The organism is Pseudomonas sp. efr-133-TYG-23, assembly GCF_030209215.1.
GTDB classification, from domain to species: Bacteria; Pseudomonadota; Gammaproteobacteria; order Pseudomonadales; family Pseudomonadaceae; genus Aquipseudomonas; species Aquipseudomonas rhodesiae.
The window spans coordinates 277,098-293,925 of the sequence record NZ_JARVSL010000013.1; the positions used below are offsets into that span (position 1 = coordinate 277,098).

At 60.4% G+C, this 16,828-nt stretch carries 14 protein-coding genes and 1 pseudogene; 4 read left to right on the plus strand and 11 right to left on the minus strand.

Annotated elements, in window-relative coordinates; all coding sequences use genetic code 11:
• The first annotated feature begins 58 nt into the window (after window positions 1-58).
• Complete coding sequence (locus QRN41_RS09035) at window positions 59-1,312, plus strand: 2-aminoadipate transaminase (protein ID WP_167416611.1); 1,254 nt, start codon at window positions 59-61, stop codon at window positions 1,310-1,312.
• Here the strand turns inward: QRN41_RS09035 and QRN41_RS09040 are convergent.
• Entirely contained in the window at window positions 1,306-3,330 is a 2,025-nt protein-coding gene (locus QRN41_RS09040; RefSeq protein WP_167416610.1) for a c-type cytochrome, read from the minus strand. The two genes, QRN41_RS09035 and QRN41_RS09040, sit on opposite strands and share 7 nt — an antisense overlap.
• Window positions 3,331-3,582: 252 nt before the next feature.
• On the opposite strand from QRN41_RS09040, the gene QRN41_RS09045 reads away from it, so the two are divergent.
• Complete coding sequence (locus QRN41_RS09045; RefSeq protein WP_034100494.1) at window positions 3,583-4,287, plus strand: hypothetical protein; 705 nt, start codon at window positions 3,583-3,585, stop codon at window positions 4,285-4,287.
• Window positions 4,288-4,340: 53 nt separating this feature from the next.
• Here QRN41_RS09045 and ptaA read toward each other — a convergent pair whose 3' ends face one another.
• From ptaA to cyoA, 7 genes are all read right to left on the minus strand, one after another.
• On the minus strand, window positions 4,341-5,423 hold the full coding sequence (gene ptaA, locus QRN41_RS09050) for a pyoverdine biosynthesis transaminase PtaA (protein ID WP_167416609.1): 1,083 nt from the start codon (window positions 5,421-5,423) through the stop codon (window positions 4,341-4,343).
• 181 nt (window positions 5,424-5,604) lie between these two features.
• Entirely contained in the window at window positions 5,605-6,303 is a 699-nt protein-coding gene (gene queC / locus QRN41_RS09055; protein ID WP_034100498.1) for a 7-cyano-7-deazaguanine synthase QueC, read from the minus strand.
• 103 nt (window positions 6,304-6,406) lie between these two features.
• A complete protein-coding gene (gene cyoE, locus QRN41_RS09060; protein ID WP_034100500.1) occupies window positions 6,407-7,294 on the minus strand; it encodes a heme o synthase in 888 nt (295 codons plus the stop codon).
• A gap of 11 nt (window positions 7,295-7,305) precedes the next feature.
• The gene (gene cyoD, locus QRN41_RS09065; protein ID WP_167416608.1) at window positions 7,306-7,641 is read right to left on the minus strand and encodes a cytochrome o ubiquinol oxidase subunit IV; all 336 of its coding nucleotides are present in this window, start codon (window positions 7,639-7,641) and stop codon (window positions 7,306-7,308) included.
• Window positions 7,641-8,267, minus strand: a complete 627-nt coding sequence (locus tag QRN41_RS09070) for a cytochrome o ubiquinol oxidase subunit III (RefSeq protein WP_024077337.1) — start codon at window positions 8,265-8,267, stop codon at window positions 7,641-7,643. Before QRN41_RS09070 ends, cyoD begins: the two co-directional genes overlap by 1 nt.
• A 3-nt stretch (window positions 8,268-8,270) precedes the next feature.
• Window positions 8,271-10,289 (minus strand): cytochrome o ubiquinol oxidase subunit I, encoded by a 2,019-nt coding sequence (gene cyoB, locus QRN41_RS09075; RefSeq protein ID WP_034100504.1) that lies wholly within the window; start codon window positions 10,287-10,289, stop codon window positions 8,271-8,273.
• A gap of 3 nt (window positions 10,290-10,292) precedes the next feature.
• Window positions 10,293-11,234: a ubiquinol oxidase subunit II gene (gene cyoA / locus QRN41_RS09080; protein ID WP_034100506.1), complete on the minus strand. Its 942-nt coding sequence runs from the start codon at window positions 11,232-11,234 to the stop codon at window positions 10,293-10,295.
• 27 nt (window positions 11,235-11,261) lie between these two features.
• Here cyoA and QRN41_RS26165 point away from each other — a divergent pair.
• Window positions 11,262-11,551 (plus strand): annotated as a pseudogene (locus QRN41_RS26165) (hypothetical protein).
• Window positions 11,552-12,024: 473 nt separating this feature from the next.
• On the opposite strand, the gene QRN41_RS09085 reads toward QRN41_RS26165, so the two are convergent.
• A complete protein-coding gene (locus QRN41_RS09085) occupies window positions 12,025-12,531 on the minus strand; it encodes a disulfide bond formation protein B (protein ID WP_094065543.1) in 507 nt (168 codons plus the stop codon).
• A gap of 191 nt (window positions 12,532-12,722) precedes the next feature.
• Window positions 12,723-13,904: an NO-inducible flavohemoprotein gene (gene hmpA / locus QRN41_RS09090; protein WP_167416607.1), complete on the minus strand. Its 1,182-nt coding sequence runs from the start codon at window positions 13,902-13,904 to the stop codon at window positions 12,723-12,725.
• 147 nt (window positions 13,905-14,051) lie between these two features.
• Between hmpA and norR the strand changes: the two genes are divergently transcribed.
• A complete protein-coding gene (gene norR / locus QRN41_RS09095) occupies window positions 14,052-15,593 on the plus strand; it encodes a nitric oxide reductase transcriptional regulator NorR (protein WP_167416606.1) in 1,542 nt (513 codons plus the stop codon).
• A gap of 235 nt (window positions 15,594-15,828) precedes the next feature.
• Here norR and QRN41_RS09100 read toward each other — a convergent pair whose 3' ends face one another.
• Window positions 15,829-16,731, minus strand: coding sequence for a DMT family transporter (locus QRN41_RS09100; protein WP_167416605.1), 903 nt, complete (start codon window positions 16,729-16,731; stop codon window positions 15,829-15,831).
• Window positions 16,732-16,828 lie beyond the last annotated feature (97 nt).

Genomic DNA, 16,828 nt, shown 5'->3' on the forward strand with positions numbered 1-16,828 from the left:
CAGGCCCCGGCGGGCGGCTTAGATAAAAAACGCCCCACCACTGCCGAGTCCCGGATTCATGAGCCACGCCACCGTCAGCCAGTCGATTTCCATCGTCCACCCCATCAGCCTCAGCCACGGCAAGAACGCCGAAGTGTGGGATACCACAGGCAAGCGCTATATCGACTTCGTCGGCGGCATCGGTGTGCTCAACCTCGGCCATTGCCACCCGCGGGTAGTCGAGGCGATTCGCGAGCAGGCTACTCGGCTTACGCACTATGCCTTCAACGCCGCGCCGCACGCGCCCTACATCGAGCTGATGGCACGCCTGAGTGATTTTATCCCTGTGAGCTACCCGGTCAGCGGCATGCTCACCAATAGCGGCGCGGAAGCGGCGGAAAACGCTTTGAAGATCGTGCGCGGCGCCACCGGCCGCACTGCGGTGATCGCCTTTGACGGTGCCTTCCATGGCCGCACCCTGGCCACCTTGAACCTTAACGGCAAGGTCGCGCCCTACAAGCAAAAGGTCGGCGTCCTGCCCGGCCCGGTGTATCACCTGCCGTACCCCAGCGCCGACAACGGCGTGACCTGCGCCGACGCACTGAAGGCCATGGAGCGTTTGTTCAGCGTGGAAATCGACGTGGAAGACGTCGCCTGTTTCATCATCGAACCGGTGCAGGGCGAAGGTGGCTTCCTGGCCCTGGACGTCGAATTTGCCCAGGCGCTGCGGCATTTCTGCGACGAGAAACAGATCCTGCTGATTGCCGACGAAATCCAATCGGGCTTCGGCCGTACCGGTCAACGCTTCGCGTTTTCGCGCCTGGGCATTGAGCCGGACCTGATCTTGCTGGGCAAAAGCATTGCCGGCGGTGTACCGCTGGGGGCGGTGGTCGGGCGCAAAAACCTGATGGATAACTTGCCCAAAGGCGGCCTGGGCGGTACTTACTCCGGCAACCCCATCGCCTGCGCGGCGGCGCTGGCCACCCTGGAGGTGATGACGGACGCAAACTTGCACGCGTGGGGCGCGCAGCAGGAAGCCGCGATTGTCCGCAGGTACGCGACCTGGCGCGACCAAGCGCTGTCGCCCTACCTCGGGCGCCTGACCGGCGTCGGCGCCATGCGCGGCATCGAACTGGCCAACGCCGACGGCACGCCGGCGCCCCGGCAATTGACGCAACTGCTCGGCCTGGCGCGGGACGCCGGGTTGCTGCTGATGCCCAGCGGCAAGGCACGGCACATCATCCGCCTGCTGGCACCGCTGACCACAGAGCCGGCGGTGCTGGAAGAAGGGCTGGATATCCTTGAAGCCTGCTTCAAGCGCCTGGATCAGTAGCGTGCATCCACCGGTTTGCCGCCGTTCGGCCAGTCTTTGACCTTGTCCGGGAAGTCCGGACGCGGCTGCCCGGAAAAGTACGCCGCGACGTCCACCGCTTCCTGTTCCGTCAAGCCACCCTGCCCCAGCGGGAAGCGTTCGTGGAAGCCAATCGGCATATTGCGTTGGACGAACGCGGCGGCTGTGTAGGTGCGCGCCATCCCCGCACCGATATTGAACGACTGCTCACCCCACAGCGGCGGGTAGATCCATTCACCGTCGGCACGGGTCAGGCCCTGGCCATTGTCGCCATGGCACACCGCGCATTGCTTGGCGTACACCGCTTTGCCATTGGCCAGGTCGGGTTTGAGCGTCGGGTCGACCTTGCCCACGCCGCGCCCGGCGACTTTGTCCTGCGGGCGGGTGTTGTTTTTCATCCAGTCGAAATACGCCACCATCGCCTGCATATCCGCCGATTGCGGCGCCAGCGGCTTGCCGTTCATGGACCGGCGGAAACAGCCGTTGATGCGTTCCTCCAACGTGATTACCTTGCCGGCACGCGGGGCATAACCGGGGAAAAACGCCGACACCCCTACGAACGGCGATCCATCGGCCACCGTGCCTGCATTGAGATGGCAACTGGTGCAGTTCAGCGCGTTGCCGACATTGTCCGGCAGCAGTGCCTTGGTCTGCAGATGCAACCGCATGCCACGCAGCACCTGGTCGGCATTCGGCGCGGCCAGCAACTCGGCCAGACGCGGAGTCTGGAACGCGGACATGTCGCTGCTGGCCGGGTTGAGCTGCTCGCGCAGGGTTTTCACCTGCGCGGGGCTGACCGGCGTGCCCTGGTTGCCCCAGTGGGTGCGCACAAAACTGAGGATCTCGGCGATTTCCTGGTCGGCCAGCCGCGCGAACCCAGGCATGGTGTAGACCCGCGGATGGGTGGCGGTTTGCGCGGTTTCCCAGCCGGTGAGGGTGATATGCAAAAGAGATGTTGGGTTAGCGGCGACCACGCTCGGGTTGCCGGCCAACGGCGGGAACAGGCCCTTCACGCCGGCACCGTCACTGCGGTGGCAGTCGCTGCAGAACTGCGTGTAGCCCAGGCCGCCACGACTGCTGAACAGGTCGTCAGGCACGCCAACCGGGGCTTTGGCCACGGCAGGCATCGGCAGATCCTCCTGGCCCGCCGGCAGGGATTTTAAGTAACGGGCGATGGCAATCAGGTCGTCATCACTAAAATGCTGGGTGCTGTGGTGGATCACATCGGCCATGTTGCCCGACACTGTGGCAAAACGGTTTTGCCCGGTCTTGAGCAGTTGCACGGTGTCGTCAACGGTCCACAGGTTGCGCAGGCTCAAGGCGCGCCAATGCTCGACGGTTTCCCCCGCCAGGTAGTGCTGGCCGCCGCGCTCGGTATCGCTCATGGCTTTTTCCTGGAACGCAATGCCCCTCGGCGTATGGCACGAGCCGCAATGCCCCAGGCCCTGAACCAAGTAGGCACCACGGTTGAGCCCCGCGTCGCGGCCAGGATCGGGTTGGAAGGGTTGCTTGTCGAGAAAGGCGAAATTCCACAATGCCAAGCCCCAGCGCTGATTGAACGGAAAGCCCATGTCCGCCGGCAGGTTGTCCTGGCGGACCGCCGGCACGCCCTGCATCAGGTAGGCGTACAACGCGCGCATGTCCTCTTCGCTGATCTTCGCGTAGGACGGGTACGGCATCGCCGGGTACAAGTTCATACCACTGGGGGTAACGCCTTCGCGCATGACGCGGTCGAACTGCTCGAAGGTGTAGCGCCCGATGCCTGTCTCGGCATCGGGCGTGATATTGCTGGAGTAGATCGTCCCCATCGGCGTACTCAACGCCAGGCCGCCGGCCATCAGCGCGCCTGGCTTGGCGGTGTGACAGGCAATGCAGTCGCCGAGTTGAGCGACGTAGTGGCCGCGTTCGAGCAGAGGGGTGTCGGGCGTGCTGGCGTGCAGCGAGAGGGACAGGCACATCAGCATCCCCACGAAGCTGACGCGTAAGAGGGCAAACATCATCGCAATAGTCCTTTAAGAACCTGGCGTGGAGCGGTCTCCTCGGCGCAGGTCTGCAATTGTTTTTATGCGTTCTCAGGCAAATAGTCGGGGGCGCAGGCAGCCCCGAGGTTGTTGTAAACCACTCTCCGGCATGGCCTTTTGATATGGATCAGCGGAACGCCGAAGGCAGTGTGCCGCCTTGACCTGACTCCCCTGCCCCTTGAAAATGCGCGACGCTTTTTTGTCTCCGTTTATTGAAGTAGTGAACTATTAATGTCCGATTCCTACACCGCAGAATCCGTCGTCGCCTTGGCCTCCAAAGCTGAATACGAAAACGCCATCAATCTTTCACAGCATGTGCCAGCGGCCAAGACCATCAGCGAGATGGTGCTGGACGCGTTTCACACTTCCAAGGAGAGCGACCAGATCCGCGAACTGCGCGTCGCCATCCGCCAGGCCCACGATGCGTTCGACGACGACAAGGCCTACGACCTGATGGGCCAGCTCAAGCAACTCAAGGACGCCGAAGCCGCCGACAACCTGGCCCTGGAAGACTTGAGCAGCAAGTTCTCCATCAGCCGCATCCTGTCCAGCTTCAAGGACGACCCCGAGTTTCAGGAACTGGTCTACGGCCTGGCCCTCAAGGTGCTGAACCAGACCCATCAAGCTATCAGCAACCCGAGCGCCGGCAAGGGCAAGGCGGCACGCGCCAAGAAAGACGCCGAAGTGTTCGTGATCAGCAAGGACGGCATCAGCGTCACCCTGCCGCTGCGCACGCCACGCTCCAAGCTGAACGTGGACCGCGAAGCGTTCGAGTTTCTAGGGTTCAGCTTTGTGGGCGAAGGGGATGACGCCGAGCTGGAACGTGAGTCGTTCACCGACAACAACGGCGCCGAGTTGCCGGTCAACCGCAAGAACGTGGTGAATGCCTTGCAACAGAAAACCGCATTTGATGGGTACAGCATCGCGCAGCAATAACACCTGGGACTTCATTGAGGGAGGAGCGTCGCCTTCCCTCATGTAGTCCTGCGCTAGACCCGCGCGGCAAACACCTCACGAAAGCGCGCCATCTCCTGCTTGTTCCCCACTGTCACCCTTACCCACTGCGGCCAGTTCTGCCACACCCGGCCGATCAATACGCCTTCGGCGGCGAGCTTTTCGATGACCTGCTGCGCGGGCTGCTTGACGTCGATCATGAAGCAATTGCTGTGGGAAGCGGTGCAAGTGAAACCACGGCCCTTGAGCCAGGCCAGGGTTTCATCGCGCAACTGGGCATTGAGGGCTTTACGCTGGGGCAGCAGTTTGACGTCTTCCAGGCTGGCAAGACCGCCGAGCAACGACGAGCCCGCCGGCACATTGTCGCCGCCAAACACCGCCAGCCGCTCCAGCAACGTTGGGTGGCCGATGGCCAGGCCCAGGCGTGCGCCCGCCATGCCGTAGATTTTCGAGAAGGTGCGCAGCACCAGCAGGTCGTCGTGGTCCTTGACCCAACTGACCACGCTCGGGGCGTCGGCGAAGTCGATGTAAGCCTCGTCCACCACCAGCACGCTGCCCTTGGGCTTGTTCGCCAGTGCGTCGCGAATGGCCTGGGTGGGAGTCAGGGTGCCGGTGGGGTTGTTGGGGTTGCACAGGTAGAGCATGCCGGCCTGGGGGTCGGCGGCGAGCATGGCGGGGATATCGTGGGCGTGGTGGGCGTCGAGGTTCACTTCATGCACCGGCGCCTTGTGCGCTTCGGCGGCCTGGCGCGGTACTTCGTAGGATGGCGTGGCCATTACCAGGCCACGGGTATCGCTGGTGAACGCCAGCACCGCATAACGCAACGCCGCCATGGAGCCTGAAAACACCGCCACCTGTTCTTCGGCAATGCCCTGTTGCTGAGCGAACAATGCGGCCAGTGCGTACATGTGGTTGTACGGGTAGCGCCCGGCAGTGGCGATACCGCGCTGCATCGCTTCACGGGCCGCCAGGGCTGAGCCGTAGGGGCTTTCGTTGTAGTTGAGACGGACCTTGTCGGCCTTGGCCGGCGGCGTCGCCGCGACCGCCCAGTCCAAGCGCCCCAGCAAGGGCAAGGCGGCGCTGAAGGCGAGAAGGGACCGACGACTCACGCTGACCATGGTGACTACTCCTTGTAGGCGGGTGATGGATTCGCACAGTGCGTACAGAGGGGTATGACGAGATAAGCGTGGGCAGATTTAACCTGACGCCCGAGAAAAACCCACATCACCGCAGAGCAGGAACAGGGTCGCAGTGGGGAGGAGCATTGCGCACCCTCCCCCACGCTAAAGCCGAATAGCCCTAGTTGAGCTGCAACTTATGCTTGAGGCTGTGCATGACCTGCGCCTTGTTCTGCAGGTATTCGTTCAGGCCACGAGCGCGCAGGTTGCAGGCGTCGCATTCGCCGCAGCCGGTGCCGATCACGCCGTTGTAGCAAGTCAAGGTGTGTTCGCGCACCAGGTCCAACTGATGGTGGTAATCGGCCAGGGCCCAGGTCTCGGCCTTGTTCAGCCACATCAGCGGGGTGTCCAGCCGTACGTCGTACTCCATGCCCAGCTTGAGCGCCTGGTTCAGGGCTTTGACGAACTCATCGCGGCAGTCGGGGTAGCCCGAGAAGTCGGTTTCGCACACGCCGGTAATGACCGTCTCGGCCTTGACCTGGTACGCGTAGATCGCCGCCAGGGTCAGGAACAGGATATTGCGCCCCGGTACAAAGGTGCTCGGCAGGCTTTCGCCGGAACTGTTCACGGTAGGCACGGGGATGTTGTCGCGGGTAAGACTACTGATGGCCAACTCGTTGAGCAGGGACACATCCATCACTTTGTGCACCGTGGCGCCCAGTTGCTTGGCAAGCTGGCGGGCCACTTCGATTTCCGCCACATGGCGCTGGCCATAATCGAACGTGATGCAGTGCACTTCGTCATACAACGCCAGTGCCTGGATCAGGCAGGTCGTCGAGTCCTGCCCGCCACTGAACACCATTACGGCTTTTTTACTCATCGCTGTGCTTCCTGGATGCGTGGAATGGGGGATAGTTTAGAGGCCATGCCATAAAAAACCCCGCGCTTCTTGCGAAGGCGGGGCCTTTTACTGCTCGGACCACTCAGTGGGCGTAGGTCAGCAACAGCTCTTTCGGTACTTGGAAATCCAGGGACATCATCACGCTCAGCGCGGTGATGGTGAAGATCGAGAACACGAACAGCTTGCGCGCCCAGACGGTGTCGTCCACCGCCTTGTAGCCGGTCCAGGCCATGTACAACCAGTACATGCCCATGGCGGCGGCGACGGCGAGGTAGCTCATGCCGGCGTAGCCGCTGAAGGTCAACATCAAGGTCGCCACAAGGAAGGCCAGGATGTAGAGCAGGATGTGTTTCTTGGCCACCTGGATGCCACGTTTTACCGGCAAAACCGGAATCGACGCAGCCAGGTAGTCATTGAAGCGGAAAATCGCGATGGCGTAGGAATGCGGCATCTGCCACAGGCTGAACATCACCAGCAGCGTCAGCGCGGCCATGTCGAAGCTATTGGTCACAGCCACATAACCAATCACCGGCGGCATCGCCCCCGACAGACTGCCCACCAGCGTGCCGTGAACCGACTTGCGCTTGAGGTACAGGCTGTAGAGGCCGACGTAGATGACAAAGCCGATCACGGCAAACAACGCCGCCAACGGATTGGCCACCTTGTACAACAGGGCCACACCGGCAACACCCAGGACGGTCGCGTAGACCAGTGCCAGTTTCAGGGAGATAAGGCCCTGCACCAGCACACGGTTTTTGGTGCGTTCCATCTTGATATCGATGTCACGGTCGATGCAGTTGTTGAAGACACAACCGGAAGCTACCACCAGGGATGTGCCGATCATTGCAGCCAGGAAGATGGCCAGATCGACATGTCCCTTGGAGGCCAGGAAGAAACCGCCCGCCACAGAAAGCACGTTACCGAAAATGATCCCCGGTTTGGTGATTTGGATAAAGTGCTTAAGCGACATCGGGTCTTACCTCACTTCGCCATCATGTAGGTGTGGATGCTGAACATGATCCACAGCGACAGACCAACCAGCAGAACGATCACCAGGCCGGCGAACACGAACGCAATCACGTTCTCGCGCTGGGCCTCGGAGCGGTCCAGGTGCAGGAAGTACACCAGGTGAACCAGTACCTGAATCACTGCGAACGCCAGGACGATCATCAAGGTGATCGACTTCGGCAGGGTCGGGTACATCACCAGGCCGAACGGGATCAGGGTCAGGATGACCGACAGGATGAAGCCGATAGCGTAAGACCTGACGCTGCCGTGGCTTGCATCGTGGCTGTCATGGGAGTGTGCATTAGCCATTACAGAGTCCCCATCAGGTAGACAACGGTGAATACGCAGATCCAGACCACGTCCAGGAAGTGCCAGAACAGGCTCAGGCAGCTCAGGCGGGTCTTGTTGGTGTTGGTCAGGCCGTGCTTATTGACCTGATACATCATCACCGCCATCCACAGCAGACCGGCCGAGACGTGCAGACCGTGGGTGCCGACCAGCGTAAAGAACGCCGACAGGAAACCGGAACGGTGTGGACCGTAGCCTTCGGAGATCAGCAGGTGGAACTCGTTGATCTCCATGCCGATAAAGCCCAGGCCGAACAGGAAGGTCAGGGCCAACCAGCTCAGCACGCCTTTCTTGTTGCCCTTGTAGAAGGCCAACATGGCGAAGCCGTAGGTGATCGAACTGAACAACAGCAAGGCGGTTTCGCCGAGCACGTAAGGCAGTTCGAAGATGTCGTGGCCCGACGGGCCACCCGCTACGTTGTTTACCAGTACCGCGTACACCGCGAAGATCGACGCAAACAAGATGCAGTCGGTCATCAGGTAGAGCCAGAAACCGAAGACGGTCATTGGCCCCGAGTCGTGGTGATGGTCATCGTGCCCATGGTCATCGACATGGGCGTGTCCAGCATTGGTCACTAAGTTCGACATGGTTTAAGCCTGTTCCAACGAGGTTTCTACACGGTTGGCCGGGATTTTCTTCTCGGCGACCAGGCGAGCGTGCTGCTCGGCTTCGATGCGTTCGATCGTTTCGACCGGCACCATGTAGCCTTGATCATCACGTGCGGCGTGGACGATGAAGTAACCGATGGTACCCACCAGACTCACGATCGCCAGCCACCAGATGTGCCAGATCATCGCGAAACCGAACACGGTCAACAGCGCACCCATCACCACGCCAGTGGCGGTGTTGCTTGGCATGTGGATCGGTTCGTAGTGCTTAGGCTTCTGGTACGCAGTACCGTCTTCCTTGGCTTCGGTGAACGCATCGATCGTGTTCGCAGTCGGGATCACGGCGAAGTTGTAGAACGGTGGTGGCGACGAGGTCGACCATTCCAGGGTGTGGCCGTTCCATGGGTCGCCGGATTCGCACATGTTCTGCTTGCGATCACGCACGCTGACATACAGCTGGATCAGCTGGCAGGCGATACCCACCGCAATCATCACCGCACCGAACATGGCGACGTACAGGTACGGCACCCACTCAGGGTTGGTGGTGGCGTTCAGACGACGGGTCATGCCCATGAAGCCCAGTGCATAGAGCGGCATGAACGCGACGAAGAAGCCCGAGATCCAGAACCAGAACGCAGCCTTGCCCCAACCTTCGTGCAGCTTGAAGCCGAACGCTTTCGGGAAGTAGAAGCTGAAACCGGCGATGTAACCGAATACCGCACCACCGATGATCACGTTGTGGAAGTGCGCGATCACGAACAGGCTGTTGTGCAGCACGAAGTCAGCACCCGGGATGGCCAGCAGTACGCCGGTCATGCCGCCGATGGCGAAGGTCACCATAAAGCCCAGGGTCCACAGCACCTGGCTGGTGATGCGCAGACGGCCGTGGTAGATGGTGAACAGCCAGTTGAATAGCTTCACCCCCGTCGGGATGGAAATCAGCATGGTTGCCAAGCCGAAGAAGGCGTTGACGCTGGCCCCCGAACCCATGGTGAAGAAGTGGTGCAGCCACACCATGAAGCCCAGTACGGAAATTGCGCCCGATGCGTAAACCATCGAGTGGTGACCGAACAGGCGCTTGCCGGTAAAGGTCGAGATCACTTCGGAGAAGATACCGAACGCTGGCAGGATCAGGATGTACACCTCAGGGTGACCCCATGCCCAGAACAGGTTCACGTACATCATTGGATTGCCACCAAGTTCGTTGGTGAAAATGTGGAAATCCAGGTAACGGTCAAGCGACAGCAGCGCCATGGTTGCGGCCAGGATCGGGAACGAAGCCACGATCAGGACGTTTGCCCAGGTGCAGGTCCAGGTGAAGATCGGCATGTCCATCAGTTTCATGCCAGGGGCGCGCATTTTCAGGACGGTGGCCAGGAAGTTGACCCCCGTCAGCGTCGTCCCTAGCCCTGATAGCTGTAGCGCCCAGATGTAGTAGTCCACCCCCACGCCAGGGCTGTACTGGATGCCCGACAGCGGCGGATACGCAACCCAACCGGTCTTGGCGAATTCGCCGACGCCCAGGGATACGTTGATCAGCACCACGCCGGAAACCAGCAGCCAGAAGCTCAGGGAGTTCAGGAACGGATAGGCCACGTCACGCGCGCCGATCTGCAGCGGCACTGCCAGGTTCATCAGGCCGGTGAAGAATGGCATCGCCATGAAGATGATCATGATCACACCGTGAGCGGTGAAGATCTGGTCATAGTGTTCAGGTGGCAGGTAGCCAGGCGACCCCTCGGTGGCCATGGCCAACTGGGTACGCATCATGATGGCGTCGGCAAAACCGCGCAGCAGCATGACCATGGCGACGATGATGTACATCACGCCGATTTTCTTGTGGTCGACCGAAGTCAGCCACTCGGTCCACAGGTAGGTCCACTTCTTGAAGTAAGTGATACCCGCGAACAGTGCCAGACCACCCAGCGCGATCATGGCGATGGTCACCATCACGATCGGCTCGTGGAACGGGACCGCATCCCAACTTAATTTACCAAACATCGTTTACTCCTCTGCCCCAGCAGTTGAATGCGCGCCCGTCTCAGAACCTTCAACCGCGGCCACTTCTTTCTTCTCGTGCTTGACCGGCTTGCCTGGCTTCATACCTTCGTACTTGTCGACGATTTTCTGAAACAGGTTCGGCTCGTACGAGGAGTACAGCGCGACAGGGTTGTTCTGGCTTGGTTTGGCCAGGGCGTCGTATTCAGCTTGATCAAGCTGTTTAGGTGCGGCCTTGACTTCGGCTACCCAGGCGTTGAAGTCTTCCTGGCTCGTCGAGATCGCTTTGAATTTCATGCCGGTGAAGCCAGCGCCGCTGTAGTTGGCGGAGATGCCTTCCATTTCAGCTTTCTGGTTGGCGATCAGGTGCAGCTTGGTCTGCATGCCTGCCATCGCGTAGATCTGGCCGCCCAGGGCTGGGATGAAGAACGAGTTCATCACGGCGTCGGAGGTGATCTTGAAGTTCAGCGGAGTGTGCTCCGGGAAGCGGATCTGGTTAACCGTGGCGATACCCAGGTCCGGGTAGATGAACAGCCACTTCCAGTCCAGCGCGACCACTTCGATATTGATCGGCTTGGCGTCCGATTCCAGCGGACGGTACGGGTCCAGCGCGTGGGTGGACTTGTAGGTCACATAACCCAGGGCAATGATGATGAGGATCGGAACCAGCCACACCGCGATTTCGATCTTGGTGGAGTGCGACCACTTCGGCGCGTAGGTGGCGCTGGTGTTCGACGCGCGGTATTTCCAGGCGAAGGCGAAGGTCATGATGATCACAGGGACCACGACCAGCAGCATCAGCAGGGTGGCGGTGATGATCAGGTTTCGTTCATCCAGACCGACCTGTCCTTTTGGGTCGAGCAAGGTCCACTTGCAGCCTCCCAGCATTAACATCATGCCAAGCAGCGGCAAAAAGCCTAGTAATCGGGGGTACCTGTTTTTACTCATCTCACGACCTCTAAAGCAGCTTGCGCAATGCAGTTGGGTTTTGATCGCCAACACTTCACCCTGCCAAGGGTTGGCATTTCTCTTCGATTGAATAAGAGCCTGCTCGCACGCCATGAATGGACGATTTACGAGCCTGCGGTGAGTTCTTATTCGATTTCGTGGTTAAAGGCCTTGTTACAGACCAATTCCATTTGGTGCGGATAGTTGAAAGGCTGCCGGAACCTGGGGTCGCACAGAGCCATCCATCTGCCCCTCGACCGCTCCAATGCTCAAATATTGAACAGCACCGGACATTCAGTGCGGGCGATTGTAGTTAGCTAGCGATGTATAAACCATGTCTTATAAAGAAATAATTTTTATCGAAAGCAGCAATAATCCTTCACCAAAATTGCAAAGGTCGGGGATCTTATCGTGTTCGATTCTCAACAAAAACCACAAAAATTGCCGTGTTATAGGGCAATCCGCCACATCCCTTACCCTCTGTAAGGGCTTGCCAAAGCCATCCAAGTCCCCATAAAACAAGGCATTCGTACATCATCGAATGGCGCGGACGGCGCATGGTTCCTGACTTAGGCCAGACGATGAAGTGACAGCACAATTTGACCGTTCGGTGCAAATTTAAGCGGGGTTGCGGGGGGTAAGAAACGTCCTGCGACAGCTTCCGTGTGACAACATGTCGCACACTGCGCACAGCGGAAATTGTCCGGCGTCATGCTCTGTTCATAAAAGCCTACCTGCGAAAACGCCCCGGCCCTCCAGAGGAGGAGCCGGGGCGTTTTTGTGCAGAGGCTCAGGCCATGTGACGGCGATTGCGGTAAATGCCCAGCGGCACCAGGATCACGGTCAGCACAAAAGCCACCAGCGCCCATTGCGCCAGGGACAGCCCAAGGATCGGTGGGTAAGGCGTGCTGCAGAAACCATCGACCTGAAAGCCCAGTGGGAAGACCTTGGCCAGCGGCAGGTCATCGACGATGGGCTGCAGCACATCGACGCCGCAACTGACCTGGGGAAAGAACTGGGTATACACATGATGGCCAGCAGCTGCGACCCCGCCGAGGGCGCTGAGGATCACCAAGCCTTCGAAAAACGTGAGGGCGCCTTTGCGGGGCATGGCGGCGCCGATAAAGGCGAAGATGGCAATCAATAACAAGGCATAACGCTGCAAGATGCACAGTGGGCAAGGCGCTTCGCCCAACACCACCTGCATGTACAAGGCCCCGCCGATCAACGCCAGGCAGATGATGCCCAGCAACACCAGAAAGCGCCGCTCCCTGCCTAAACGCAATTCGTCACTCATCTCCGTTTCCCTTTGTTTGGTTGTGCCTGTAGGCGCGAGTTTACACACAGGGAGTGGTTTAAACAGAGAGGGGTTAACAGGGGATTAATTGGGGGGTAGCGATAAGTTGCAAGCTGCAAGCTGCAAGTAAAAAAGCGGGCTTCGATCCGGCCTTTACTTGAAGCTGCAGCTTCCTACTACTCCAAAGGCGGTTACTCCAACGCGGCAGCCGGACCGAAGAATTCGTAGCGGCTTTGCTTTTCGGGCACGCCCAGGGCTTTGAGGTGGCGTTTGATTGCGGCCATGAAGCCTTTAGGTCCCAGGAAGTAAGCATCCAGGTCGCGCTGTTCAGGCAACCATGCGGCCAGTTGTTCCTGGCTGAGCAGGCCCACCTTGTCCGCCGCAGGGCTCACGCCGTCGTCTTCGGCATAGCAATAGAAACGCTTGAGCTGCGGGTGCTTAGCCGCCAGGGCGTCGACCCAGTCGCGAAACGCATGCACGCCGCCGTTACGCGCGCAGTGGATAAAATGCACCGGGCGCTCGGTGGCCAGCGCCGCTTCGAGCATCGGCAGGGTCGGGGTGATGCCTACGCCGCCGCTGATCAGCACCAACGGCTTATCGCTGGCGGCCAGGGTGAACTCCCCCGCCGGCGGGAACAGGTCGAGGGTCGCGCCTACCTGCAACTCATCATGCAGGTAATTGGACACTCGCCCGCCGGCTTCGCGCTTGACGCTGATACGGTACTGGCCAGCATCGCTCAACGCCGAGAGCGAATAGTTGCGACGCACCTCTTCGCCGTCCAACACCAGCGTCATACCGATGTACTGGCCTGGCGCTGCCGCCAGGATCGGGCCGTTATCCACCGGGGCGAAATAGAAGGAGGTGATCTCGGCGCTCTCCTCCCCCCGCTTGACCAGCGTGAACGACCGCGCACCGCGCCAGCCGCCAGGGGCTTGGGCTTTCTCGTCGTAAATGGCCGCTTCGGCGCCGATCAGGATATCCGCCAATTGCCCGTAGGCCGCGCCCCAGGCATTCATCACCTCCGGCGTGGCGATCTCGCTGCCCAGCACTTCAGAAATCGCCCGCAGCAGGCAGGCGCCCACAATCGGGTAATGCTCCGGCAGGATCTGCAAGGCCACATGTTTATTGATGATCTTGGCCACCAGATCGCCCAGTTGATCCAACTGGTCGATATGTCGCGCGTACATCAGCACCCCATTGGCCAGGGCGCGGGGCTGATCGCCGCTGGCCTGGTGGGCCTGGTTGAACAGCGGGCGAACTTCGGGGTACTCGGACAGCATCATGCGGTAGAAATGGGTGATCAGCGCTTCACCGCCACTTTCCAGTAGAGGCACGGTGGATTTGACGATGGCACGGTCTTGGGCACTAAGCATGAGAGCCTCCAGGGCTTCTTTAAGGATTACCCTTGAGTACTCAGCATTCGTGCCAACTAAAAATTCGTTATTTATCAGGTAGTTGAAATAAGAGTAGTCAGTATGACTTCCTACACGCTAGAGTCATAAGGACTACAAGGAGTCATTATGACTGCGCACTCACTGCTCACCACCCTCCTGCCTCTCGTGGCCGACCTGTCCCGCGACCTGCCGGAGGGCGAGCGCTACCGCCGCCTGCTGCAAGCCATGCGTACTCTGCTGCCCTGCGACGCCGCCGCGCTGTTGCGCCTGGACGGTGAAGCGCTGGTGCCGCTGGCGGTGGACGGCCTGAGCGCCGATACCCTGGGCCGACGCTTCAAGGTCAGCGAACACCCACGGTTTGCGGTGTTGCTCGCCAGCCCCGGCCCCACGCGCTTCGACAGCGACAGCGAGTTGCCCGACCCGTATGACGGCCTGGTGGACGGCCTGCACGGGCACCTGCCAGTGCACGACTGCATAGGCTGCCCGTTGTTTGTCGACGACCGGCCCTGGGGCCTGCTGACCCTCGATGCGCTCGACACCGAGCGCTTCGAACGGGTCGAGCTGAACGCCCTGCAAGCCTTCGCCAGCCTGGCCGCCGCCACCGTCAATGTGGCCGAACGCATCGAACGCCTGGCCCTGCGCGCCGAAGACGAACACCAACGCGCCGAAATCTACCGTCAGGCCAGCGGCCAACAACACAAGGAAATGATCGGCCAGAGCAAAAGCCACAAGCGCCTGGTGGAAGAAATCAAACTGGTGGGCGGCAGCGACCTCACCGTGCTGATCACCGGGGAAACCGGGGTGGGCAAGGAGTTGGTGGCCCAGGCGATTCACGCCGCTTCGGCGCGTGCCGACAAACCGCTGATCAGCCTAAACTGCGCGGCCCTGCCGGAAACCCTGGTGGAGAGCGAGCTGTTCGGCCATGTGCGTGGCGCCTTCACCGGCGCGCTGAACGAGCGTCGGGGCAAGTTCGAGCTGGCCAACGGCGGCACCTTGTTTCTCGACGAAGTGGGCGAGCTGTCCCTGACGGTGCAGGCCAAACTGCTGCGCGTGCTGCAAAGCGGTCAGTTGCAGCGCCTGGGCTCGGACAAGGAACACCACGTGGATGTGCGCCTGATCGCCGCCACCAACCGCGACCTGGCCGATGAGGTGCGCAATGGCCGCTATCGCGCCGACTTCTACCACCGCCTGAGTGTTTACCCGCTGCAAGTACCGGCCCTGCGCGAACGCGGTCGCGATGTGCTGCTGCTGGCGGGTTTCTTTCTCGAACAGAACCGTTCACGCATGGGCCTGGGCAGTCTGCGCCTGACCGGCGATGCCCAGGCAGCCCTGCTGGCCTATAACTGGCCAGGCAACGTGCGGGAGCTGGAACATTTGATCGGGCGCAGCGCGCTCAAGGCCCTGGGAAACTGTCGCGAACGTCCGAGGATTCTCAGCCTGAGCGCCGCCGACCTCGACCTGCCCGACGTCAGCGCGCCGCTAATCGAAGCCCAGCTACCATCGACGCCCATCACCGGCGACTTGCGCCAGGCCACCGAAGATTACCAACGGCAAATCATCAATACCTGCCTGGAACGCCACCAGCACAACTGGGCCAGCACCGCCCGCGAACTCGGCCTCAACCGCGCCAACCTCGCCCGCCTGGCCAAGCGCCTGGGAATAAAATAACTCGCTGAACTCGGTCAAAATGAGGGGGAAAGTCCTGATGCCAGTCAGATCCAACCCAGGCAATGACTATCAAAAGTGGGAGGGGGCTTGCCCCCGATAGCGGTGCGTCAGTGACAGCTGGGCTGACTGTCACACTGTAATCGGGGGCAAGCCCCCTCCCACATTTGGTCCCGTCCAGGGCAGAAATTCATTCACTGAGTCCTTTACTGATGGGCATCAGTGACTTGTCCCCTGTTCAGACTGTTCTCGCCTTCAAGACCGGACTCACAATCTTGGGCTTGCGAAATACCAACACATTCCCCGCCATCACCAACCCTAACCCCACCAGCGCCGGGGCGGTCCACTGATAGCCCTCGGCGAACGCCGACACATTCAACGCCACCACCGGAAACAACACCGTGCAATACGCCGCACGCTCCGGCCCCATACGCCCGACCAGCGTCAAATACGCGGTAAACCCAATCACCGACCCCGGAATCACCAGGTACCACAACGCGCCGATATACCGCGCGCCCCAGTCCATCTCGAACGGAATGCCACGCAGCACACACCAGGTCGCCAGCATGGCTGCGCCATACGCCATGCCCCAGGCATTGGTGGTCAGTGGCCTGAGCCCGGCCTTCTGCTGCAAGCTCGACAACATATTGCCGGCCGAGAAACACATCGTCCCCAACAGCGCCAACCCCAGGCCCAGCAAGGTCTGCGGGCTGGCGGTATGCCCTACCAGTTCTGGCCAGAACAACAACCCCAAACCTGCCAACCCAAGGCCACCGCCCATCAACACGTTGCGGGCCACGCGCTGGCCGAAAAAGACCCGCGCGTTCAACGCGTTCCACAGCGTCGCGGTGGAAAACACCACCGCCACCAAGCCGCTGGGGATCCATTGGCTGGCCGTGAGAAAGCACATGAAGTTGACGCAAAACAGGCACAACCCCTGGGCCAGGCAGATCAGGTGCCCGCGCCGGTTCATCACCTGCAACTTGCGGCTGAGCAATAGCAACGCAAACAACACCAACGCCGCCAGGGCGAAGCGATAGACGATGGACACGGGAATCGCTACCACGCCCAGTTGCCACTTGAGGGCGATCCAGGTGGTGCCCCAGATCAGCACGGTGAGTAAGTACAGGAAAAGGTTCATGACAGGCTCCATCGATTGAGCCTCAGTGTCGCCCCCAAGGCGCGCCCGGCTCTTGCACATTCTTGCGCTTTTGTCGGGTGCGCAGCGCACAGCGCCG